The following is a 21,942-nucleotide window of genomic DNA, read 5'->3' as shown; positions in this document are numbered from 1 at the left end:
CCAGTTAGATGCAACCTGATCGCGCTGATATCCCATCTCGGCCGGACATGCCAGTCAAGGCTTGCCCGTCATTGTTTGCCCGTCAAGGTCTGCCATCCGGGCGGCCGTTCAGGAACCGGCTACTGCCGCCTTCGCCTCGACTTGCTGAGCCCGGATCACCATGCCGCCGGCAACGCCCACGCCGATGACGTACATCCAGCCCTCGTGGAAGTCGAACAGATGGGAGTTGAACAGCGAGGTGAAGACGTTCTGGACCACGACCAGGAGGCCGACCCAGTTTGCGAGCCCGTCGCCGCGAAACAAAAGCAGATGCAGGATCCAGATGGCGTAAAGAGCGGCGACCCCGATGACGCCCCATTGTACGGCCACGTTCAGCGTCTGGTTATGCGGGTTGCCGATCACCTCGGCGGACGCCTGGTACAGACCACTGCCCGGCGTCGCGGCACGCTCGAATAGCCCGCGCGTCGAACCCGTACCGTGCCCTTTGATCGGCGCCTCCGCGAAGAAAGCGAGGGATTTCCGCCAGAATTCGAGCCGCAAGCCTGCCGAGGTCGACTCGCCTTTTTCCACATAGCGTGTGTAGTCGCTGGCAAAGCTGTCAGCGGTCTTGCGCAATTGCGGCGAGGCCTGCCAGGCGAGAACCGCGCCCACGAGCAGGGCCGCGGAGATGATCGCGATGTTGCGCCATCTCAGATGAAGCAACGCAAACACACCGAACAGGATCGGAATCGTGAGGAGCGCGGTGCGCGATACCACCACGAACACCATGTTGGCGAAGAAGGCGAGCGCAAGCGCCGTGAGCAGCCCGGCGATCCAGTAGTGCTTTTGGCGCAGCAACTGCACGATCGGATAGGCGAGCGCGACCGCGCAGAGCGTGAACTCCTGGCTCTGGTCGATGTAGTTCTTGACGAAGATGCCGCGCTCGACGCGATCGGATTTGAGCGCAAGGTCAGGGTAGAAGGCGACGACCCAGGACATCACCGACAACAGCGCGCAGGACACCAGGAAGGCGACGAACACCCAATGTCCGCGCGGCGAGCGCGCAAAATGATAGAGCAGGACCGGCAGCACCAGCAGCTTGACGGTCGGATTGACCGCATGGAAGCGCGCGCCCCAGGCCGCGTCCGACCACAGCGTCCCGACCAGCGCGAGCAGGACCAGCGCAATCGGCGCCGCACAGATCGGACGCTTGAGCGATTGCAGGAACTCACGAACGTCGAGGAACGGCACCATGGAGAGCAGCATCAGGACATTGAAGATCGCCGCAAGCGACGTCGACCACGGCAGCGAAGCCGCGGTCAGGATCGCAAACAGATCGACCGTCTCGGACCAGGCCGCCGGACTGCGCAGACGCCGCCACAGAACCTGGCCGGTGGTCTCCCCGGCGAGCGTCGTCACTTGCTCTCTCCCCGCGCGCGATGAACCAGCGCCGTCGTGCTGAAGCCCTTGAGAATGTCGACCAGCACGACCGTGCCGCCCGCGGCCTCGACGACCTCATGGCCGACCACCTGCTCGCGGGTGTAATCGCCCCCTTTGATCAGCGCGCTCGGCTTGATGCGGGTAATCAGGTCGATCGGCGTATCCTCATCGAAAATAACGACGAGATCGACGGCTTCGAGCGCCGCCAGCACTTCCGCACGTGCTCGCTCATCCTGAACGGGGCGGTCGGCGCCCTTCAGCCGCCGCACCGAGGCGTCGCTGTTCAGCCCTACGATCAGGCGGTCGCAGGCGGAGCGCGCCGCTGTCAGCACCTTGACGTGGCCGGGATGCAGGATGTCGAAGCAGCCATTGGTGAAGCCGACGCGCTGGCCTTGCTTCTTCCATTCCGCGAGCTGCGTTTCGAGCGCACCGGGCTCGAGCACGATCTTCTCTTCGGCCGCGAGATAGGCATGCGGCAATATCTTTCGCTTCAACTCGGCCACACTCACGCTGGCGGTGCCCTGCTTGCCGACGGCGACGGCGGCTGCGGCACTGGCCATGCGCAGCGCCGTGTCCCAGTCCGCGCCGGTGGCAAGCGACACCGCGAGCGCCGCGGCGACGGTGTCGCCGGCGCCGGAGACGTCGCGCACCTTGACCGGAAACGCCGGAACGTGAACGGCCTCGCCGTTGCGCGGCACCAGCGTCATGCCGTGCTCGCCTTGGGTGACCAGGATCGCCTCGCAATCGGCGAGCCGCATCACGTCCTCGCTGGCATCGACGATGCTCTGCGGCGTGTCGGCGCGGCTTCGGGTCGCTTCCGAAAATTCCTTGCGATTGGGCGTGAGCAGCGTCGCGCCGCGATAGATCGCCCAATTCAGGCTCTTCGGATCGACGATCACGGGCTTGCCGAGTTTTCGCGCGGCGTCGATCGTGTGGCGGATGACGCGGGCGGTCAGCACGCCCTTGGCGTAGTCGGACAGCAGCACGATGTCGGCGCGCGCGATCTGCGGCAGGATCGCTTCGATCAGCTTGGTCTCGATCGTATCCGAAGCAGGCTGGGCCTGCTCCCAATCCGCACGCAGCATGTGCGTGGAAAAATGCTCGGAGACGAAACGGACTTTTCGCGTGGTCGGGCGCGAGGGATCGCACACCAGCACGCTTTCGATTGCGCCCTGCTCCGCAAACGTTGAGGCGAGCTGCCTGCCCGCATCGTCCTCGCCGACGAGGCCGACGAAGATGCAGCGCGCGCCGAGCGCGGCGACGTTGCGCGCGACATTGCCGGCACCGCCGATGTGGATCTCGCTGCGCTGTGCCGCGATGACAGGCGCCGGCGCTTCCGGCGAGATCCGCGACACCTCGCCATAGACGAACTCGTCCAGCATGATGTCGCCGATGCACAGTACCGTACGGCCCGAGATGGCTTGCACGAGGGCATCGAAATCGAGAATGGGCGTTGGCATGGTGATGGGCCTCAGCGGAAGCGGTCGGGCCGGTCGAGATAATCCCCGACATAGGCCTTCACCGCGTCCTCGAGCGTCGTGAAACCGCCATTATACCCGGCGCGGTGGAGGCGATCGAACTCGCTCTGGGTGAAGTACTGGTAGCTGCCGCGGATCTGCTCGGGCATGTCGATGTATTCGATGTTGGGGCTGGCGCCGAGCGCGGCATAAGCCGCCAGCATCAGATCCTTGAAGCTGCGTGCCTTGCCGGTGCCGACGTTGAAGATGCCGGACACCGAGCGCGTCGCCAGCAGCCACATGATCACGCGCACGACGTCGTCGACATAGATGAAATCGCGGCGCTGGTCGCCGTCGGCGATGCCCTCGCGATGCGACTTGAACAATTGCACGACACGGCCCGCTTTGACGTCGTCGAAACGGCGCGCCAGCACGCTCATCATCGAGCCCTTGTGGTATTCGTTGGGGCCGAACACGTTGAAGAATTTCAGCCCGGCCCATTGCGGCGGCAGTTTCTCGCCGTTCGCTGCGCGCTCGGCGACGGCGAGATCGAACAGATGCTTGCTCCAGCCGTAGAGATTCATCGGCCGCAATTTTTTCAGCGCAGGGACAGAGCTGTCGTCATCAAAACCTGCCTCACCGTCGCCGTAGGTCGCCGCCGAGGAGGCGTAGATCAACGGCACCTCATTCGCCGTGCACCAGTCCAGCAGGCGCATCGACAGGCGGAAGTTGGTCTCGAACACGAGGTCGCCGTCGGTCGCCGTGGTCGCGGAAATCGCCCCGAGATGGATCACGGCATCGAGCTTGCGGCCCTTCAGCCAATCCGGCAGCTCAGCCGGCGGGACGATATCCACGAGCTGCCGCTTGGCGAGGTTGCGCCATTTGCCCTCGTTGCCAAGGAAATCGCAGACCACCACGTCGCTGCGGCCGGCCTCGTTCAGCGCGGCGACGACATTCGATCCGATAAAACCGGCCCCGCCGGTCACCAGCAACATTCCAACTTCCCTGCCAGATTCCGCCTGCCCGAAGTTTTGCGGCCCGGTTCTGCCCTAGCGCATGATCCGCCAAAGTGTAAGCGGTTTTGGGATTGCCGCTCAGCCGGCTTTACCTGTCGGCCCGGAGCGGCTAACCGAACCGTCACATCAGCGCACCTCGACCTTATTAACGAATGAACCAAGATTCGCAACTTAGTGGCGAGGCAGATCGGGGCGACACGCGCCCGATCCTGATCGTCCCTTACATGTGGATCGGCGATTTCGTCCGGAATCACACCGTCGTGCGGGTCCTGAACGAGCGCTGGCCGAACCGGCCGGTCGATCTGCTCACGACGTCCCTGTGCGCGCCCCTGGTCGATTACATGCCGGGCGTGCGCGATGCGATCGTCTGGGACCTGCCGCGCGGCCGGCTTGCCGTGGGCCGCCAGCTCGGCCTGGCGAAGCTCCTGCGTGAGCGGAACTACGGCACCGCCCTGGTGCTACCCCGGACCTGGAAGGCCGCCATTGCGCCCGCTTTGGCCGGGATTCCGGAAAGGGTCGGCTTCGTCGGCGAGTTCCGGTTCGGCCTGCTCAATCGTTGGCGCTGGGGCGAAAAGAAGCTGCCCCGCTTCATCGACAAGAACGCTGCCCTCGCCCAGCCCGATGGCGCCCCGCTGCCACCGGAATGGCCGGTGCCGCAATTGCGGGTCCCGGCCGAGGACATCGTCCGCTGGCGGCAGGCCAACGGCCTGAGCGCGGGCGCTGCCGTAGCGCTCGCCCCCGGCTCGGTCGGGGTGTCAAAACGCTGGACCTACTATCCCGAGGCCGCCCGCTTGCTCGCCGAGCGCGGCCTTGAGGTCTGGGTGGTCGGCGGCCCCGGGGAAAAGGGCCTGGCCCAGGAGATCGTCGCGGCCGGCGGCGCTGGGGTCCGGGACCTCACCGGCAATGATCTGCGCAACGGCGTGCTGGCCATGGCTGCGGCCGGCGTCGCGATCTCCAACGATTCCGGCCTGATGCACATCGCAGCCGCCCTGGCCACGCCGACCATGGGCATCTTCGGGCCGACCAGCCCCTATCTCTGGGCCCCCCTCAACGGCCTCGCCGCGACCGTGGTCCAGGACAAGAGCGTGCTCTCCTGCCAGCCCTGCCAGAGCACGATCTGCAAGATGAACGATCATCGCTGCATGCGAGATATCGCGGCGAGCGAGGTGGTGGAGATTGCGCAGCGGGTGCTGGGCGACGTGGGGGCAAGGGTTACGACCTGAGTGTGGTCGGTCAAAACTGCTTGGGCAGCCCAGCCTGTTTCAGAACCGCGTTCGCAGTATGCCGAGATTTGATATTGTTATCGACCGTAAAGCGGATACCTGAGACCGGGCTCTCCCAGATGTCGTGATCGCCACGCCCACGTCGAACAAAGAAGCATCCCGCCTTCTCCAGAATTCGTTTCAATTCCGGAGTAAAGCTATTCATGCGGCTTCTTTTGCGGAGCCGATCTTGATGCGTTTCGAGAAGCTCGCGATCACCTCGACGGGGACTTCATACCCTTCAGTGGCGCCTTCACCCTCCAACAAGTCGCGAATAAGGTCGGGCAACTTGGCATCGAGCTCATCAAGGCTCGCAGCTTCCGTGACGAGTCCCGGGAGGTCGGAACTCTCGGCAGTCCACACAGATGCTTCGGTATCCCAGGTCGCTCGAACGACGATGAGATGGCCCATTTTCAGCGTTCCCTCTGCGGCGATGTCCTTCATCAAAGCAGCCCTCATTAGTCATGGCAACCGCATAGCAAGCAGAGTGCCAGACAACGCATTAAGTCCTAGTTAGTCTCGCCAAGGTCGGAAAAACCCGCCGCCGCACATAACTCACTGATTTAATGCGCATTTTGCGCACATCAATGTTGGGGTGATGTCGATTAGGGAAAGGGTTTCCCGCTCGGGGGGCGTACTCTGACAGCGGGGGGCAGCAAACCTGCGATGATGAATTTTAGACCTGTTTTGCCCGACGAGTCAAATCGATTTCGTAAAATCAGCAGCCCATTTACACCGGCCGCCAAGCCATTGATTTCGTTGGCCCCGGCTACTGTGCATGGGGTTGTTTTCGCGGTTTTTGTTTTGGGGATGCGACAGCAGTGACTCAAAGCAGCGGCCGATACACTTCGCCGATCCGCGCCGCCTCGGCATCAAGGCTGAATCGTTCGAGCACCCGTGCCCGCCCGCGCTCGCCCATAGCGATCGCAGTGGCCACATCGCGCATCAGCGGTTCGATCGCTGCAGCCAGTGCATCCGCATCACCGGTCGGGATCAGCACGCCGGTCACGCCATCCTCGACCACGAGTTCGGCCGCGCCGGCGCGTGCGGCGACGAGCGCGCTGCCGGCCGCCATCGCCTCGATCAGCGTCAGGCCAAAACCTTCGTTGCGTGAGGTGAAGGCGTAGATCGTCAGCCGCTGATACCAGCGCTGCACGTCTTCGATCGGCAGTTCGCCAGTGATGACGATGCGCGATTGCAGGCCGGCGACCTCGATCCGCTTCTTCAGGTCGTTTGCGAAAACAGTTTGCTCGGGTGTGACCTGGCCGACGATGATTGCGGTGAAATCCGGATAGCGCGGCAGCAAGCGGCACATCGCATCGACGAACACATCGGTGCCCTTCTGCGCGCGCACCCGGCCGAAGCAGCCGATCGCGTAGCGGCCCGGCAGCGCGGCTTCGGCAAAGGCGGCAGTGCGATCTGCCGGCGGCGCATAGACGGCGGTGTCGACGCCGTGCGGAATCACCGTCGCCTTCACTTTCAGGAACGAGGCCGAAAGATCTGATGTCGCGATGATCGCGTCCATGCGCCGGATCAGCCAGCGCGTGATCCAGCTATGATGGCGCTGTGCCGCCGAGGTGAAGACGAGCTTGAGCGGCCAACCGAGCGCGCGCAACAGCACGCCCGCAATCATCTCGTTGTTGCGGCGCGCGTGCCAGATCACAGGCGCCTTGCGGCGCCACAATCTCAGGAGATCGGCACCGCTCAGCCGCGCGATCCCCTCCGGCGCGTCGGAGCCGAACCACGCGGCGCGAAACAGCTTTGCCAGCCGCGGCGCCACCATCCGGTTGGTCGCGGTGACCCCGGAATAGCGCCTGTGCAGATTTGGCACGATCACTTCGAGATCGCTTGGGGAATTCGCCACGCCACGCTCCGTTTCGAAAGTCCCTATACGCAACATTAAGCATAGTGACCAGTTCAGCCGCGCCGATACCCACTCTTCACCACGTAAACGTTAGCTTGGAGCGTTGATCGAAGACGGGTGAGATCATGACTGTGCTTGTCACCGGCGGTGCCGGCTATATCGGAAGCCACACGGTTCTGGCGCTGGCGGAAGCCGGCGAGGACGTCGTCGTGATCGACGATCTCTCCACCGGCTTCTCGGCCTATCTGCCCGAAGGCGTGCCGCTGTTCATTGGCGATGCCGGCGACGAGAACCTCCTCGAAGGCGTGATCGCCCAGCACAACATCGAGAGCATCATCCATTTCGCTGGCTCGGTGGTCGTGCCGGATTCGATGCGCGATCCGCTCGGCTATTACCGCAACAACTTCACGACCGCGCGCAACCTGCTCAATGTCGCGGTCAAGCGCGGCATCGACCGCTTCATTTTCTCCTCGACCGCTGCGGTCTACGGCGATCCGGACCAGGTGCCGGTGCCCGAGCATGCGCCGACACGGCCATTGTCGCCCTACGGTTCGTCGAAGCTGATGAGCGAGATCATGCTGCACGACGTCGCTGCCGCCTACGGCATGCAATACGTGACCCTGCGCTATTTCAACGTTGCGGGTGCCGATCCGCAGGCCCGCATCGGCCTTGCCACCGCCGGCGCCACGCATTTGCTCAAGATCGCGGTGGAAGCCGCGACCGGCCAGCGCGCCAAGATCGACGTGTTCGGCACTGACTATCCGACCCCGGACGGCAGCTGCATCCGCGACTTCATCCATGTCACGGACCTGTCGCAGGCGCATCGCTCGGCGCTCGCCTATTTGCGCAACGGCGGCGCCTCGACGACGCTCAATTGCGGTTATGGCCGCGGCTATTCGGTGCTGGAGACCATCGACGCGGTGCGTCGTGTTTCGGGCCGCAGCTTCGCCGTGCAATACGCCCCGCGCCGGCCCGGCGACATCATGACCATGGTCGCCGACACCAGCCGCATCCGCGGCCTGCTCGACTGGAAGCCGCAATACGACGACCTCGAGACCATTGCAGCCCATGCGCTGGCCTGGGAGGACAAGCTGTTCCGCGAGCGTCACGGCGAGCTCCGCCACGCCGCCTCGGCCTAGATTCCATCCGGGCGCAAGGCCTTAATTGGGCTTGAAAAGCGCTGGCTTAGCGGGCACAGAGGCCGTTCGATCCCTGACGCGCGGGCAGGCTTATTCCTGTGCCGTCAATGGACTGCGGATGGCTCAGTTTCCAAAGAAAATCACCGACGATCCCTATGCGGCAGCGGTGCTGATTCGCCGCCTGGTCACGGAACAGGGGATCATCTACTGGCGGCGCTATCTCGTCGCCTTCGCGCTGATGGCGCTTGCCGCCGGATCGACCGCGGGCGCGACCTACGTGCTCGGCCAGGTCATCAACCAGGCCTATGTCGACAAGAACATCCCGGGCATCGCGATGTTCTCGGGCATCACGGTGATCCTGCTCTTCATCAAGGGCGTGGCGACCTACGGCCACATGGTGATCCTGACCAAGATCTCCAACGCCATCCTCGCCACCAACCAGCGCCAGCTGTTCGCCAAGCTGATGCGCGAGAGCGTCGGATTTTTCTCCGAGCGGCATTCGTCGGAATTTCTGGCCCGGCTGACGGCCGGAGCAAAGTCCATCACCGATGTCCTCAACATGCTGGTCAATGCGGTCGGGCGCGACCTCATGATGCTGCTCGCCATGATCGGCGTGATGGTGTGGCAGGATCCGGTGATGTCGTTCATCGGCCTCGTCGCCGTGCCGCCGGCGATGCTGGTGCTGCGCAAGCTGGTCAAGCGCATCAAGGGGCTCGCTTACAACCAGTTCACCGGGACCGCCGACATCCTGGAGACGATGCAGGAATCGCTGCAGGGCATCCGCACGGTGAAAGCGTTCACGCTCGAAGACACCATGCAGAACCGCATCGACGAGAATATCGCGATCGTCGAGCGCAATGCCAACAAGATGGCCCGCGTCGCCAATCGCTCCAATCCGCTGATGGAGATGCTCGGCGGCTTCGCGGTCGCAGGCTGCCTGCTGTATGGCGGCTACAGCGTGGTCGCGCTCAACGCCACGCCCGGCGCGTTCTTTTCCTTCATGACGGCGTTCCTGATGGCGACCGAGCCGGCCAAGCGGCTGGCGCGGCTCAACATTGACCTCAACAGCCAGCTCGTCGGCGCCCGCATGCTGCTCGAAGTCGTCGACAGCCCTGCGAGCGAGCATTCCGACGACGAGAAGCCGGCGCTGAAACTCTCGAACGCACGCATCGAGCTGCGCGATGTCAGCTTTTCCTATCGCAACGGTGAGACCGTCCTCAATCGCATGAGCTTCGTTGCCGATCCCGGCAAGGTCACGGCGCTGGTCGGCCCCTCCGGCGGCGGGAAATCGACCGTGCTGGGGTTGCTGCTGCGCTTCTACGAGGTGACGCAAGGCGACATCGTGATCGACGGCCAGTCGATCGGCGCCGTCTCGCGAAAATCGCTGCGGGCTCAGACCGCCTATGTCGGCCAGGACGTCTATCTGTTCCGCGACACCATCCGCAGCAACATCGCCTTCGGCAAGTCGGGCGCAACCGAAGACCAGATCATCGGCGCCGCCAAGGCGGCCTGCGCGCATGATTTCATCATGGGCTTCCCGCTCGGCTACGACACGCCCGTCGGCGAGCACGGCACGCAGCTGTCCGGCGGCCAGCGCCAGCGTATCGCGGTGGCGCGCGCGCTGATCAAGAACGCGCCGATCATCCTGCTCGACGAAGCCACCGCCGCGCTCGATTCGGAGTCCGAGCGGCAGGTGCAGGAGGCGATCGAGCATCTCTGCCAGAACCGCACCACCATCGTGATCGCGCATCGCCTGCACACCATCATGCACGCCGATGCGATCCTGGTGGTCGAGGGCGGCGAGATCGTCGAGCAGGGCCGGCATGACGAGCTGCTTCGCCGCGGCGGACGCTATGCGTCGTTCTTCCGCCTGCAACATCACGGCGCCGGCGCTCTGGCGCCGATCAGCGCAACCGCATAGAGTTCCCTTCACCTCAAGAGCAGCGAGATCGCACTATGAACGCCGCCTCCTACGTCATCCCGCTTCCGACCCAGGCTTCGCTTCCCGTCGTCGGGGAAAGCGGCCGTTATCCCGTGCGCCGCATCTGGTGCGTCGGCCGCAACTATCTCGAGCACATCCGCGAGATGGGCAATGACGAGCGCGCCCCGCCGTTCTTCTTCGCCAAGCACGCCGACATGCTGGTGCCCGACGGCGCCACCATTCCCTATCCGCCGCTGACCAAGGATCTTCATCACGAGGTCGAACTGATCGTCGCGATGAAGAGCGGCGGCCTCAACATTCCCACCGACAAGGCGCTCGACCATGTCTACGGCTATGCCGTCGGCATCGACTTGACACGCCGCGACCTCCAGATCGCCTCGCGCAAGAAGGAACGTCCGTGGGAGATCGGCAAGTCGTTCGACTATTCGGCGCCCTGCTCCGCGGTGCAGCCGGCATCGAAGATCGGTCATCCCGCCAAGGGCAAGATCTGGCTCACGGTCAACGGCAAGGAAGCGCAGAAAGGCGACCTCACCGAGCTGATCTGGAACGTGCCCGAGATCATCTGGCAGCTCTCGCAGCAGGTGAAGCTCGCCGCCGGCGACATCATCATGACGGGCACGCCGGCCGGCGTGTCGCAGCTCCAGCCCGGCGACAAGCTCGAATGCGGCGTCGACGGCGTCGGTACGCTGAAGGTCTCGATCGGCCAGCCAGAGTAAGGCTCACGGCGACTCCAGATAAGAAGGCCCCGGACATGTCCGGGGCCTTTTGCATTTCGATGGCCGACGATGCCGATCTACCGGGCCTTCACCGGCCGATCGGCGTGGCTTGCCTGCGGCACACCGCGATTGAGCGACATGTGGGAATGCACGCACAGCCAATCATCACGATGTCTTGAAAACACCATCGTCGCGCGGCCGGGACGCGGAAACGCGCTCCCATCGGGATGATAGCCCGTGCTCGTCCACGGTACGATCACGGTCGCCATCGTGCCATCGGACGATGCCAGGATCGAGGCCTGGTTGACGACGAAACGGAAGTCGGACGTCTTCGGCCAGACGTTGTCCCATTGCGTCGTGACCCATTGATCGAGACCTGGGATGACGTCGTTGTGGGTGCCGAAGGCCAGCACATCCGGATCGAAGAGCGGCCGCGCCGAAGCATAGTCGACCTCGCGGACATAACTCGCAAAGGTTTCCAGCCAGTGGCGAAAGTACAGCGTGATCTCGGTATTCGCGGTCGGCAAGGAGGCCATCGCCTGCTCCATCTTCGGCAACTCAATCGCGGCAATCTTTGTTGCCATGGGGCGGACTGTCCAGCAAGATACGCGCAGAGCACCGGTGGAGATCGATCGACGAACCGGGCCGATTTCATGGAGCCAGACTCATGAGACGCCTTCTCCTGCTTGCAGCCACGCTTATCGTCTCGTGCGACGTTGCCAGCGCGCAGTCCAGTCAGCCCTATGCTGGCCTTGAGCATCGCCGCATCAAGGCGCTGTCGCACCAGCAGATCGACGATCTTCGAGCCGGACGTGGCATGGGCCTGGCGCTTGCTGCCGAGCTCAATGGATATCCCGGTCCGAGTCATGTTCTTGAGCTGGGTGATCGGCTTGATTTGACCGCGGACCAGCGCATCCAGGTTCAGCGCCTCTTCGATGCCATGAAGCAAGAGGCGGTCCCGCTGGGTAACAAGCTGCTCGAACAGGAAACGGAGCTGGACCGGCTCTTCTTCACCCGCGCCGTGACATCGGAGTCACTCAAGGCGGCCCTCCTTGCCATTTCGGAAACCCAGGCACTGCTCCGCGAAAGCCACCTCAAATATCATCTGTCGACAACCGCCCTGCTCGATCAGAGGCAAATGCAGCGATACGCGGAGCTGCGAGGTTACCAACGGCCCGATAGCTCCGAAGGACACAAGCACCATCGCTAGACGCGATCACCGCAACGCCGACAGCACGATGAGGCCGAGGATCAGCGCCGTCAGCGAATATCTGAGCGTGGCGCTCGGCGAACCGCACCGCAAGCTGCCGCCGGCGAACAACGCCAGGATTATATGTACTTCCTCGGCAAGGCCGATCAGTTTCCCTATCTCGCCGCAACCGTGAAAGCGAACCGCGTGATCGCGCTTCGGTCAGCGGGCTGGCACCGGCCCCCGGCCACAGCTTCAACTACATCAATCTCGGCGGCAGCACCGAGAAACTGATGGCGCAGTTCGGCGACCCTTCCATGTCGGGCCGAGCGGGCTGGAGAAGACCGAGCTCTGGACCTATCACCCATGGCCCTTCTCATTCGAAGTGCAGGCGGACCGCGTCACGTCAATCCGGATCAGCGATCCGACCCTCCAGTAAATAGATTGTACGGGGCCCTGGTCACGCCCGTGACAGGGCCTGGAGACCCTTGAAGGTCAGGCGCTTGGGGTCGGTGACGCCGGCGAGATACAGGCGGCGGATGAATGCGATGACGGCGTCGCGGTCGCAATCGGTCAACGCGACGACGGCGTCGACCGCGATTCTCTGGGCTTCCATTGGGCTCACCTCGGCCTTGCAAGTAACCCCGGCCGAGACAGGCTAGGACTCCGCGGTTAATCCGGCGTTAACCGTTCGGGCAGCATGGCCGATTCACCTGAGCGGCCGTATACGCAAAACAACGCATTGCCCGGGGTGCAGCGGCTCATCGCGCAGTGATGCTATTCTTGAGCTGAGCGAACTGCTTCTTCAGCCGCGGCACCGCAAAGTCCGTGAAGGTCCGCACCTTCGGCACCGAGAGCCGTCCCTGCGGACAGATCAAATGCGCAGGCATCTCGGGATCCTCGTCGGCGGCCAGCACGATCTCGAGCTCGCCGCGCGCGACCTGCTCACCCACCTGGTACGAATACATTCGCGCCACACCGCGGCCGGCGACGGCCGAGGCCACCGCCGCATAGGTGCTGTTGACGACGAGGCGGGGGCTGAATTGCACGGTGCGGGCAGCCGACGAGCCGGCCAGCGGCGCAAACGTCCAGGAATTGGGAAGGTGGGCCATCGCGACGATCTGGTGCTTGGCGAGATCGCCGGGCTCGGTGATGCGTGGATGCTGCTTCAGATAGCGTGGTGATGCCACCACGACGCGGCTGATCTCGCCGACCCGCATCGCGACCATCGCCGAATCCGCGAGATGGCCGATGCGGAGCGCGACGTCGACCCCCTCCTCGATCAGATTGACGGCGCGATCGAACAGCAGGAGTTTTGCCGACACGGTCGGATAGGCGTCGAGAAACGCATCGAGGATCGGCCGCAGCACCATCTCGCCCGACACCACCGGGGCGGTGATCGTAAGCAGGCCGCGGGGTGCCGTGCGCGGCCCGGCCGCGATGTCGTCGGCCTCCTCCAGTTCGGTGAGCACGCGGCGACAGACCGCGACATAGCGCTCGCCCTCCTCGCTCAGCTTGATCGAACGTGTGGTCCGGTGCAGCAGCTCGGCACCGACCCGCTGCTCCAGGAACGCAATGGCGCGGCTCACCGCCGCCGGCGAACGGCCGAGCTTGCGGCCCGCAGCCGCGAGGCTGCCCTCGTCCACCGCAAGGACAAACACCTTCATCGCATCCAGACGATCCATACGTCTCCCACCAGCCCATCGAACTCCGATTGCAAGCTAGGCGTTCGCTCCCGCTGCAGCAACCACCGCCGGCGCCGGCCCGGCATTCGTTCGCGCCGCGAAAGAGTGTCTGCCGGACAGCGCATATTCGCAGCCGGCCCGCTGCGGCGTATTTCATCCGCCAAGCCAGCCACTGCTGGCGCAGGTTCTGAAAGCCAACAACAGGAGCCCATCATGGGTATCGAACAGAAGGTTGCCATCATCACCGGTGCTTCGCAGGGCATCGGCGCCGCGTTAGTCCAGGGTTTTCGCGATCGCAACTATCGTGTCGTCGCAACGGCACGCTCGATCAAGCCGTCGGCCGACGATGATGTCCTCGCCGTTTCCGGCGACATTTCCGAGCGGGCCACGGCGGAGCGCGTGGTCTCGCAAGCCATCTCCCGCTTCGGCCGCGTCGACACGCTGGTCAACAACGCCGGCATCTTCGTCGCAAAGCCGTTCACGCAGTACACGGCGGAGGACTATGCGGCGGTGATGGGCACCAACGTCGCGGGCTTCTTCCACGTCACGCAGCTCGCCATCGGCGAGATGGAGAAGCAGGGGTCGGGCCATGTCGTCCAGATCACGACGTCCCTGGTTGACCAGGCCAATTCGAACGTGCCCTCGGTTCTGGCCTCGCTGAGCAAGGGCGGGTTGAGCGCCGCGACCAAGTCGCTCGCGATCGAATATGCCAAGCGCGGTATCCGCGTGAACGCGGTGTCGCCCGGCATCATCAAGTCGCCGATGCACCCCGTCGCGACGCACGCTCAGCTCGATGCGCTGCATCCCGTCGGCCATATGGGCGAGATGTCCGACATCGTCGACGCCGTGCTCTATCTCGAGGGTGCCTCCTTCGTCACCGGCGAGATCCTGCATGTCGACGGCGGCCAGAGCGCCGGCCATTAGGCCAAGAGGAGAGACGATATGCCCATTGTCACCATTCAAGTGACTCGCGAGGGAACGACGCCGGGAACGGCCTCGCTCACGGCGGAGGAGAAGGCGGCGTTGATCAAGGGATCGAGCGAGCTCCTGCTCGACGTGCTCAGCAAGCCGCTCGATTCCACCTTTGTCGTGATCGAGGAAGTCGACCTCGATAACTGGGGCTGGGGCGGCCTGCCTGTGCCGGAATTCCGGCGGCGCCGCGCCGCCCGGACAGGATGATCCGGGCGCCATCGCGCGCGCAGGAGAATGAGATGACCGAACTCAATGCAAATTCCAAGCACGATACCCGGCCGCAGCGGCGGCCGGGAGCGGCATCACAAGCAGCTTCCCGGCAAACCTGGCGATATGCGGTGGCAGGATTGTCGGCATCGCTGGTCGGACTTGGCCTCGCGCGCTTTTCGTACACGCCGTTGATCCCGGCCCTGATCGCCGCGAAATGGTTCGGCGCGTCAGACGTCGTCTATCTCGGTGCCGCTAACCTGGCCGGCTATCTCGCCGGCGCGCTCGCGGCGCGGGCTGTGGCCTCGCGCATCGGGGCCGCCCGTGCCGTGCGAGCGATGATGTTGCTCGCCACCCTGTCCTTTTTTGCCAGTTCAACCCCGGTGTCGTTCACCTGGTTCTTCGCCTGGCGCTTCCTGTCGGGGCTCACCGGGGGAATCATCATGGTGCTGGCGGCCTCCGTCATTCTGCCGCATACCTCGGCCGCGAGGCGCGGCATCGTCGGCGGGGTGATCTTTGCGGGCGTCGGGCTCGGTGTCGCCGCATCGGGCACGCTGGTGCCACTGCTGCTACAGCAAGGCTTGCAACAGAGTTGGTATGGCCTTGGCGTACTCTCGGGCACGCTCACGCTGGTGAGCTGGTGGAACTGGCCTGCTGAAGTCAAAGCCGATACCGTGCCATCGTATCGCGCGAAGCACGACCACGCTTCGCCCGTTCTTCGCGGCTTGCTCGTCCAATACGGCCTCAACGCGGTGGCGCTGGTGCCGCACATGGTCTTCATCGTCGACTTTGTCGCGCGAGGCCTCGGCCAGGGTATTGCCGCGGGATCGCACTACTGGGTGCTCTACGGCCTTGGCGCAATCGTCGGCCCGCTGATCACCGGTCATCTCGGCGACCGCGCTGGGTTTGGACCCGCGCTGCGCGCCGCCTTCCTGATCGAGGCGGCCGCCGTGCTGCTCCCGACCGTCAGTACCGCGCCTCTCTCGCTGATCGTGTCGAGCGTGGTGGTCGGTGGCTTCACACCCGGCATCGTACCGCTCGTGCTCGGACGCATCCATGAGCTGGTCCCACATTCTGCCGAGCAGCAGCGCACGACATGGAGCCATGCCACGACCAGCTTTGCGCTGTTCCAGGCGGCCGCGGCCTACGGCTTCTCCTGGATTTACGCGCAGACCGGCGGCGATTATCTCATCCTGTTCGCGCTGGGCGGCGGCGCCGTCGTGCTCGCACTCGCGATTGATCTTGCGCTGCCGCTTACCACCCGCAAGGCATAGAACGCCGAAATCGTTGCGATCAGGAGTACCGCATCACGCGGTCATCGATCCGGCCGAACCGCAACGAGACGATGTCGAGCGCGTAGTTTTGGTAGAGCCGCCACGGCTGCTTCGAGCCTTGCTTCGGCATCTTTGCGACCGAGCGCTGCACATAGCCCGAGGTGAAATCGAGCGATGGCTGCGCAGTGATCGTGGGGTCGTCATTGTGCGGCATGCACTGACGGAAATTATGCCGGTCCATGTAGTTGATGAGACGGCAGACATATTCGCAGGTGAGATCACATTTCAGCGTCCATGATGCGTTGGTGTAGCCGAAGGCGGAGGCCATGTTAGGTACGTCCGCATACATCATGCCCTTGTAGGTCAGCGTATTGGCGAAATCGACGATACGGCCGTCGACACTGATTTCGAGACCGCCGACGACCTGGAGCACCAGTCCCGTCGCGGTCACGATGATGTCCGCCGCAAGCTCGCTGCCGTCCTTCAGCCGGATGCCGTCGCGCGTGAACGTGTCGATCTCTTTGGTGACCACGGACGCGCGCTGCTCGCGGATCGCCTTGAACAGATCGCCATCCGGCACGAGGCAGAGTCGCTGGTCCCAGGGATTGTAGCGCGGCGTGAAATGGGTCGCGACGTCGTAGTCGGGGCCGAGCGCTATCTGCACGCCCTTGAGAACCAGCTCCTTCACCTTCGCAGGGCGGCGCCGACTGAGCTGGAAGAAGAACATCCCCCACATCACGTTGCGCCAGCGGATCAGGTGATAGGCAAGCCGCGTCGGCAGATTGCGCCGCAATTTGTTGGCGACGGGATCCTGCGCCGGGCGCGACACCACATAGGTCGGCGAGCGCTGCAGCATGGTGACCTGCGCGGCCGTCTTGGCCAGCTCCGGCACCAGCGTCACCGCGGTCGCGCCCGAGCCGATCACGACGACGTGCTTGCCGGCGCAGTCGATGTCGTCGGTCCATTTCTGCGGATGCACGATGCGGCCGGCGAAATCCGCGACGCCCGGAAACTCCGGCGTATATCCGGCCTCGTATTTGTAATAGCCCGAGCACATGAACAGGAAATTGCAGGTGAAGCGCACGAGTTCGGCCGCGCCCTCGCCGGTGATGCGCTCGGCCTCGACGGTCCAGCGCGCCTCACTCGTCGACCACGCCGCACGCTTGACACGATGGTGGAAGCGGATTTGCTTCTCGATGCCGTTCTCGGCTGCGGTTTCGCGAACGTAGTTGAGGATTTGCGCACCGTCGGCGATCGCCTTCGGATCGGTCCAGGGCTTGAAGGAATAGCCCAGCGTGAACATGTCGCTGTCGGAGCGGACGCCGGGATAGCGAAACAGGTCCCAGGTCCCGCCGATGCAGTCGCGGCCCTCGAGGATGACGTAGCTCTTGCCTGGACATTTCGTCTGCAGGTGGACGCCCGCGCCGATGCCGGACAGGCCGGCACCGACGATCAGCACGTCGAAATGGTCTTGAGCCATTGTTTCCTCCGCAGCCGAGGATTGTCTGACCGGGATCGTCGCTCGTCAACTGGCAATCGGCCTGACACAACCGGGAAGGAAACAGGTGCGTCGCGCTTAAGACAACAAAGCCCCGGATCGCTCCGGGGCTTTGCGTCGAAAATAGATACGATCAGCGATCAGTACCGGTAATGGTCCGACTTGTACGGACCTTCCTGCTTGACGCCGATGTAGTCGGCCTGGTCCTTGCGCAGCTCGGTGAGCTTGACGCCGATCTTGGCGAGGTGCAGGCGCGCGACCTTTTCGTCGAGCGACTTCGGCAGCACGTAGACTTCCTTCTTGTACTTGCCGTCCTTGTTGTTGGCGAAAAGCTCGATCTGCGCCAGCGTCTGGTTGGTGAAGGAGGCCGACATCACGAAGGACGGATGGCCCATCGCATTGCCGAGGTTCACGAGGCGGCCTTCCGACAGCATGATGATGCGATGCTTGTCGGGGAATTCGATCTCGTCGACCTGCGGCTTGATGTTGGTCCACTTCAGGTTACGCAGACCCGCGATCTGGATCTCGTTGTCGAAGTGACCGATGTTGCAGACGATGGCGCGATCCTTCATCGCGCGCATGTGCTCGATCGTGATGATGTCCTTGTTGCCCGTCGCGGTGACGAAGATGTCGGCGCGGGGCGCGGCGTCTTCCATGGTCACGACTTCATAGCCTTCCATCGCCGCCTGCAGCGCGCAGATCGGATCGACTTCGGAGACCATGACGCGGCAGCCGGCCTGGCGCAGCGAGGCGGCCGAACCCTTGCCGACGTCGCCGAAGCCCGCAACCATCGCAATCTTGCCGGACATCATCACGTCGGTGCCGCGGCGGATGCCGTCAACCAGCGATTCACGGCAGCCATAGAGGTTGTCGAACTTCGACTTGGTGACGCTGTCGTTGACGTTGATGGCCGGCCATAGCAGCGTGCCGGCCTTCTGCATGTCATAGAGACGATGCACGCCCGTGGTGGTCTCTTCAGAAACGCCCTTGATGCTCTTGGCGATCTCGGCGAAGTAGCCCTTCGGCTTCTCCTTGAGCTGCTTCTTCAGAAGCGCGAAGAAGACTTCCTCTTCCTCTGAACCCGGCTTGTCCAGAAACTTGGTGTCGCCGTTCTCGGCGCGCAGACCGAGGTGGACGTACATGGTGGCGTCGCCGCCGTCGTCGAGGATCATGTTCGGGTGACCGCCGCCGTGCCAGTCGAACAGCTTGGCGGTGTAGTCCCAGTACTCGGTAAGGCTCTCACCCTTGACGGCGAACACCGGAATGCCGGCGGCTGCGATTGCCGCCGCGGCGTGGTCCTGCGTCGAATAGATGTTGCAGGAGACCCAGCGGATGTCGGCGCCGAGCGCTGCCAGCGTCTCGATCAGCACGCCGGTCTGGATCGTCATGTGCAGCGAGCCCGCGATACGCGCGCCCTTCAGCAGCTGCTTCGGGCCGTACTCCTCGCGGGTGGCCATCAGGCCGGGCATCTCGGTCTCGGCGAGCGAGAGCTCCTTGCGGCCGAAATCGGCGAGCGAAATGTCCTTGACGATGTAATCGGTGAAGCCGGGCTTCGCATTCATTGCGGGCGTCCTGTTGTTGAATTGGTCATTCCGGGTCGCCTGGAGGGGCGAGCCCGGAATCTCGATACGATGGAAGAATTCCGGGTTCGCCGATGTGGCGGCGTCCCGGGATGACGTCGGCGATCAGACCGCGCGCTTGAGCGCTTCGACCAGGTCGGTCTTCTCCCAGGAGAAGCCGCCCTCGTTGTCGGGGGTGCGGCCGAAATGGCCGTAAGCCGAGGTGCGCGCGTAGATCGGGCGGTTGAGATCGAGATGGCTGCGGATGCCACGCGGGGTGAGATCCATCGCCTTGGCGGCGGCCTTCTCGAGCTGATCCTCCGACACCTTACCGGTGCCGTGGGTGTCGATGTAGATCGACAGCGGACGCGCCACACCGATGGCGTAGGCGAGCTGCAATGTGCAGCGATCCGCAAGACCGGCCGCGACGATGTTCTTGGCGACGTAGCGGGCAGCGTAAGCCGCGGAGCGGTCGACCTTGGTCGGATCCTTGCCGGAGAACGCGCCGCCGCCGTGCGGGGCCGCACCACCATAGGTGTCGACGATGATCTTGCGGCCGGTCAGGCCGGAATCGCCGTCGGGACCGCCGATGTAGAACTTGCCGGTCGGGTTGATGTGCCAGATCGTCTTCGCCGTGATCCAGTCCTTCGGCAGCGCCTCGCGCACATAGGGCTCGACGATGTCGCGAATCTGCTTGGACGAGATGTCCTCGACCAGATGCTGGTGCGATACCACGATCTCGCGCACGCCGACCGGCTTGCCGTTCTCGTACTGCACCGTGACCTGGCTCTTGGAGTCCGGACCCAGGACCTTCTCGCGTCCGGAGTGCCGCGCTTCCGAGATGAGGCGCAGGATCTTGTGGGCGTAGAAGATTGGTGCCGGCATCAGGTCCGGCGTCTCGTTGGTGGCGTAGCCGAACATGATGCCCTGGTCGCCCGCGCCCTCTTCCTTGACTTCGCCCGGCTGCAGCGCATCGACGCCCTGCGCGATGTCGGCGGACTGCGGATGCAGCAGGATCTCGATATCGGCCTTTTGCCAGTGGAAACCTTCCTGCTCGTAGCCGATGTCCTTGATCGCGTCGCGGACGACGCCTTCGATCTGCTCGTTGGTGACGGATGCGGGACCGCGGGTCTCACCGGCGATTACGACTTTGTTGGTGGTCGCGAGCGTTTCGCAGGCGGCGCGAATTTGCCAGGGATCGATGCCGGCTTTCGGTCCTTCGCGGTAGAACAGATCGACGATCTCGTCGGAGATCCGGTCGCACACCTTGTCCGGATGGCCTTCGGACACGGACTCGCTGGTGAAGAGATAGGACGCGCGCATCAGTAACCCCTTGTTCCGCCGCTAGCTGGCGGGCGTTGTGATATTTAGCTTTGAATGATGTCAATCACGCCGGCGCGAGATGACGTAGGATTCGTCGAGAAACCAGAGCCCATTGTACTTTCGCAGCACGTCCCTGGCGGCATCCAGAGTGCGGCCGTTTTGAGTCATTTCCGTCAACCGGTCGTCCTCAATCTGAGCGACATACACCGCCGCATTCCAGGCTGCAAAGGCCGTCGAGGTTCCGATAGTGCCTGTCACCTCGTTGGGCAGCGCTTCCATATCATACCTGAAGATCGAGCGGTTATCTGCATAAGCATTAAAATTTAAGTCGCGGCCCACCGAGCCGAGCTCGTACTTCACCGCGCGCAATAGCTCATGACGGCTCACCGAGAAAGGATTTTCTCCAGGCCAGATCGCCTGGATCATCTCCATGCCCGGATCCTGGCCGTGGGAGTGAATTCCGATCAGGCGGCCGCCTGCCCGCAAGGCCCGCGCCAGGGGCGCAATGATCCGTTTCGCCCTGAAATTAACCGAAGACAGCGCGCGGTATGGCTGGGATGCAATAACGAGGTCGAAATTTGCTTCGGCCTGGCCCGGCCGTGGAATGGTCGAATCGAGCAGAAACCGCTGGTCTTCACGGTAGAGCACCAGCACGACAGGCCGCTCATAGAGCGGCATCCCCGTGCGCGGGCTGACCGCCGCGCGCCAGTTTTGCTCCAAGAACGGCTTCAATTCCGTAATTTGCGTCTCGAACTCGCCCGAGGAAGCACCCCGCAAGGGAACCTCGTGCCAGACGGTCGCGGCTGCCGCCGCAGGCGATGCCGGCGTGAGCCAGGGCGCCTCCGCGTAGAGCATGTTGGTAAAAACGAACACCGAGGCCGGATGCTCGAAAATGCGATCCGGCACCTTGTCCAGCGTCAGGCGGAGGTCCTCGAGACTGAGCTCCTTGCCGGCGACATAGAACGGCATGTGCGGAAAGCGCTGATGCATCGAGCGCAGCACGCGCGCCAGCACCGTGCCGTCGCCAACGCCGGCATCGAACACGCGCAGCGCCGGCGGCCGGGGATGGATGCTGGCAAGCTCCAGCGCCACGCGCTCGGCGACCACCCGCTTCTCGCTGCAAGTGTGGACGAAAAGCAGGTATTTCTGGCGATTCTCGAAAAAGCGGAAATTGCCGCGCGGATCGCGCTTTTCCGGGGGCACCTGAAGTCCGCGCGGGGGCGGCACGCCGCCGGCCATTGATGCGGCCATGTAGGCCTGGATCCGGTCCAGGGTGTCGATCGTGATGCGCTTGCCCTCGCGCAGGCGGTGCACGAGCTTCCCATCGTTCACCGCGCGCCGGCCGAACGTCGACTCCGCCATGTCCGCCTTACGGCAGAACTCGGTGATTTGGCTCAGGATTTCGTCATTCTTCATGAAG

At 63.7% G+C, this 21,942-nt stretch carries 21 protein-coding genes; 8 read left to right on the top strand and 13 right to left on the bottom strand.

The window, feature by feature from the left end:
• Positions 1–108 precede the first annotated feature (108 nt).
• The 3 genes from ABIC03_RS11080 to rfaD are packed head-to-tail and all read right to left on the bottom strand — an operon-like array spanning position 109 to position 3,871.
• Complete coding sequence (locus ABIC03_RS11080; protein ID WP_354058008.1) at positions 109–1,398, bottom strand: O-antigen ligase family protein; 1,290 nt, start codon at positions 1,396–1,398, stop codon at positions 109–111.
• Positions 1,395–2,867: a D-glycero-beta-D-manno-heptose-7-phosphate kinase gene (gene rfaE1, locus ABIC03_RS11075; protein WP_354059613.1), complete on the bottom strand. Its 1,473-nt coding sequence runs from the start codon at positions 2,865–2,867 to the stop codon at positions 1,395–1,397. The genes ABIC03_RS11080 and rfaE1 overlap by 4 nt, the downstream gene beginning before the upstream one ends.
• 23 nt (positions 2,868–2,890) lie before the next feature.
• On the bottom strand, positions 2,891–3,871 hold the full coding sequence (gene rfaD / locus ABIC03_RS11070) for an ADP-glyceromanno-heptose 6-epimerase (protein ID WP_354058006.1): 981 nt from the start codon (positions 3,869–3,871) through the stop codon (positions 2,891–2,893).
• 173 nt (positions 3,872–4,044) lie between these two features.
• On the opposite strand from rfaD, the gene waaF reads away from it, so the two are divergent.
• Positions 4,045–5,115, top strand: a complete 1,071-nt coding sequence (gene waaF, locus ABIC03_RS11065) for a lipopolysaccharide heptosyltransferase II (RefSeq protein WP_354058004.1) — start codon at positions 4,045–4,047, stop codon at positions 5,113–5,115.
• Positions 5,116–5,125: 10 nt separating this feature from the next.
• On the opposite strand, the gene ABIC03_RS11060 is transcribed toward waaF, so the two are convergent.
• From ABIC03_RS11060 to ABIC03_RS11050, 3 genes are all read right to left on the bottom strand, one after another.
• Positions 5,126–5,320, bottom strand: coding sequence for a type II toxin-antitoxin system HicA family toxin (locus ABIC03_RS11060; protein ID WP_007612469.1), 195 nt, complete (start codon positions 5,318–5,320; stop codon positions 5,126–5,128).
• Positions 5,317–5,598 (bottom strand): DUF1902 domain-containing protein, encoded by a 282-nt coding sequence (locus ABIC03_RS11055; RefSeq protein ID WP_354058002.1) that lies wholly within the window; start codon positions 5,596–5,598, stop codon positions 5,317–5,319. Before ABIC03_RS11055 ends, ABIC03_RS11060 begins: the two co-directional genes overlap by 4 nt.
• A gap of 382 nt (positions 5,599–5,980) precedes the next feature.
• A complete protein-coding gene (locus ABIC03_RS11050; RefSeq protein WP_354058000.1) occupies positions 5,981–7,018 on the bottom strand; it encodes a glycosyltransferase family 4 protein in 1,038 nt (345 codons plus the stop codon).
• Between the two features lie 125 nt (positions 7,019–7,143).
• Here ABIC03_RS11050 and galE point away from each other — a divergent pair, with 125 nt between their 5' ends.
• The 3 genes from galE (at position 7,144) to ABIC03_RS11035 (ending at position 10,815) form a co-directional block, all read left to right on the top strand.
• Entirely contained in the window at positions 7,144–8,157 is a 1,014-nt protein-coding gene (galE, locus tag ABIC03_RS11045) for a UDP-glucose 4-epimerase GalE (protein WP_354057998.1), read from the top strand.
• 118 nt (positions 8,158–8,275) lie between these two features.
• Positions 8,276–10,078, top strand: a complete 1,803-nt coding sequence (locus tag ABIC03_RS11040) for an ABC transporter ATP-binding protein (RefSeq protein ID WP_354057996.1) — start codon at positions 8,276–8,278, stop codon at positions 10,076–10,078.
• A gap of 35 nt (positions 10,079–10,113) precedes the next feature.
• On the top strand, positions 10,114–10,815 hold the full coding sequence (locus ABIC03_RS11035; protein WP_354057994.1) for a fumarylacetoacetate hydrolase family protein: 702 nt from the start codon (positions 10,114–10,116) through the stop codon (positions 10,813–10,815).
• A 77-nt stretch (positions 10,816–10,892) separates the two neighbouring features.
• On the opposite strand, the gene ABIC03_RS11030 is transcribed toward ABIC03_RS11035, so the two are convergent.
• Entirely contained in the window at positions 10,893–11,351 is a 459-nt protein-coding gene (locus tag ABIC03_RS11030; RefSeq protein WP_354059611.1) for a YybH family protein, read from the bottom strand.
• Between the two features lie 131 nt (positions 11,352–11,482).
• Between ABIC03_RS11030 and ABIC03_RS11025 the strand changes: the two genes are divergently transcribed.
• Complete coding sequence (locus tag ABIC03_RS11025; RefSeq protein ID WP_354057992.1) at positions 11,483–12,025, top strand: periplasmic heavy metal sensor; 543 nt, start codon at positions 11,483–11,485, stop codon at positions 12,023–12,025.
• Positions 12,026–12,464: 439 nt separating this feature from the next.
• Here ABIC03_RS11025 and ABIC03_RS11020 read toward each other — a convergent pair whose 3' ends face one another.
• Positions 12,465–12,620, bottom strand: a complete 156-nt coding sequence (locus tag ABIC03_RS11020) for a hypothetical protein (RefSeq protein ID WP_007612486.1) — start codon at positions 12,618–12,620, stop codon at positions 12,465–12,467.
• Between the two features lie 145 nt (positions 12,621–12,765).
• Positions 12,766–13,689: a LysR family transcriptional regulator gene (locus tag ABIC03_RS11015; protein WP_354057989.1), complete on the bottom strand. Its 924-nt coding sequence runs from the start codon at positions 13,687–13,689 to the stop codon at positions 12,766–12,768.
• 213 nt (positions 13,690–13,902) lie between these two features.
• Here ABIC03_RS11015 and ABIC03_RS11010 point away from each other — a divergent pair, with 213 nt between their 5' ends.
• The 3 genes from ABIC03_RS11010 to ABIC03_RS11000 are packed head-to-tail and all read left to right on the top strand — an operon-like array spanning position 13,903 to position 16,142.
• Positions 13,903–14,613, top strand: coding sequence for an SDR family NAD(P)-dependent oxidoreductase (locus ABIC03_RS11010; RefSeq protein ID WP_354057987.1), 711 nt, complete (start codon positions 13,903–13,905; stop codon positions 14,611–14,613).
• 18 nt (positions 14,614–14,631) lie between these two features.
• On the top strand, positions 14,632–14,868 hold the full coding sequence (locus ABIC03_RS11005) for a tautomerase family protein (RefSeq protein WP_354057985.1): 237 nt from the start codon (positions 14,632–14,634) through the stop codon (positions 14,866–14,868).
• Positions 14,869–14,900: 32 nt separating this feature from the next.
• A complete protein-coding gene (locus ABIC03_RS11000; protein WP_354057983.1) occupies positions 14,901–16,142 on the top strand; it encodes a YbfB/YjiJ family MFS transporter in 1,242 nt (413 codons plus the stop codon).
• A gap of 19 nt (positions 16,143–16,161) precedes the next feature.
• On the opposite strand, the gene ABIC03_RS10995 is transcribed toward ABIC03_RS11000, so the two are convergent.
• The 4 genes from ABIC03_RS10995 to ABIC03_RS10980 form a co-directional block, all read right to left on the bottom strand.
• Positions 16,162–17,622, bottom strand: a complete 1,461-nt coding sequence (locus ABIC03_RS10995; RefSeq protein ID WP_354057981.1) for a flavin-containing monooxygenase — start codon at positions 17,620–17,622, stop codon at positions 16,162–16,164.
• 158 nt (positions 17,623–17,780) lie between these two features.
• The gene (ahcY, locus tag ABIC03_RS10990) at positions 17,781–19,202 is read right to left on the bottom strand and encodes an adenosylhomocysteinase (protein WP_354057979.1); all 1,422 of its coding nucleotides are present in this window, start codon (positions 19,200–19,202) and stop codon (positions 17,781–17,783) included.
• Between the two features lie 123 nt (positions 19,203–19,325).
• Positions 19,326–20,522, bottom strand: coding sequence for a methionine adenosyltransferase (metK, locus tag ABIC03_RS10985; protein WP_354057977.1), 1,197 nt, complete (start codon positions 20,520–20,522; stop codon positions 19,326–19,328).
• A 60-nt stretch (positions 20,523–20,582) separates the two neighbouring features.
• Positions 20,583–21,938: a hypothetical protein gene (locus tag ABIC03_RS10980; RefSeq protein ID WP_275170196.1), complete on the bottom strand. Its 1,356-nt coding sequence runs from the start codon at positions 21,936–21,938 to the stop codon at positions 20,583–20,585.
• Positions 21,939–21,942 lie beyond the last annotated feature (4 nt).

Origin of the sequence: Bradyrhizobium sp. RT6a (assembly GCF_040547675.1) — a bacterium.
Classification (GTDB): domain Bacteria; phylum Pseudomonadota; class Alphaproteobacteria; order Rhizobiales; family Xanthobacteraceae; genus Bradyrhizobium.
Note: the sequence above shows the minus strand (reverse complement) of the source record. Positions and strands in the feature narration are given on the sequence as shown.

Bases quoted from the DNA above. Each gene is read 5' to 3' on its own strand.
- metK (WP_354057977.1), bottom strand. From the start codon at position 20,522: ATGCGCGCGTCCTATCTCTTCACCAGCGAGTCCGTGTCCGAAGGCCAT.
- ABIC03_RS11000 (WP_354057983.1), top strand. From the start codon at position 14,901: ATGACCGAACTCAATGCAAATTCCAAGCACGATACCCGGCCGCAGCGG.
- ABIC03_RS11060 (WP_007612469.1), bottom strand. From the start codon at position 5,320: ATGAATAGCTTTACTCCGGAATTGAAACGAATTCTGGAGAAGGCGGGA.
- ABIC03_RS11030 (WP_354059611.1), bottom strand. From the start codon at position 11,351: ATGGCCTCCTTGCCGACCGCGAATACCGAGATCACGCTGTACTTTCGC.
- ABIC03_RS11040 (WP_354057996.1), top strand. From the start codon at position 8,276: ATGGCTCAGTTTCCAAAGAAAATCACCGACGATCCCTATGCGGCAGCG.
- waaF (WP_354058004.1), top strand. From the start codon at position 4,045: ATGAACCAAGATTCGCAACTTAGTGGCGAGGCAGATCGGGGCGACACG.
- rfaD (WP_354058006.1), bottom strand. From the start codon at position 3,871: ATGTTGCTGGTGACCGGCGGGGCCGGTTTTATCGGATCGAATGTCGTC.
- ABIC03_RS11020 (WP_007612486.1), bottom strand. From the start codon at position 12,620: ATGGAAGCCCAGAGAATCGCGGTCGACGCCGTCGTCGCGTTGACCGAT.
- ABIC03_RS10995 (WP_354057981.1), bottom strand. From the start codon at position 17,622: ATGGCTCAAGACCATTTCGACGTGCTGATCGTCGGTGCCGGCCTGTCC.
- ABIC03_RS11055 (WP_354058002.1), bottom strand. From the start codon at position 5,598: ATGAAGGACATCGCCGCAGAGGGAACGCTGAAAATGGGCCATCTCATC.
- ABIC03_RS11005 (WP_354057985.1), top strand. From the start codon at position 14,632: ATGCCCATTGTCACCATTCAAGTGACTCGCGAGGGAACGACGCCGGGA.
- ABIC03_RS11015 (WP_354057989.1), bottom strand. From the start codon at position 13,689: ATGGATCGTCTGGATGCGATGAAGGTGTTTGTCCTTGCGGTGGACGAG.
- ABIC03_RS11025 (WP_354057992.1), top strand. From the start codon at position 11,483: ATGAGACGCCTTCTCCTGCTTGCAGCCACGCTTATCGTCTCGTGCGAC.
- ABIC03_RS11035 (WP_354057994.1), top strand. From the start codon at position 10,114: ATGAACGCCGCCTCCTACGTCATCCCGCTTCCGACCCAGGCTTCGCTT.
- ahcY (WP_354057979.1), bottom strand. From the start codon at position 19,202: ATGAATGCGAAGCCCGGCTTCACCGATTACATCGTCAAGGACATTTCG.
- galE (WP_354057998.1), top strand. From the start codon at position 7,144: ATGACTGTGCTTGTCACCGGCGGTGCCGGCTATATCGGAAGCCACACG.
- ABIC03_RS10980 (WP_275170196.1), bottom strand. From the start codon at position 21,938: ATGAAGAATGACGAAATCCTGAGCCAAATCACCGAGTTCTGCCGTAAG.
- ABIC03_RS11010 (WP_354057987.1), top strand. From the start codon at position 13,903: ATGGGTATCGAACAGAAGGTTGCCATCATCACCGGTGCTTCGCAGGGC.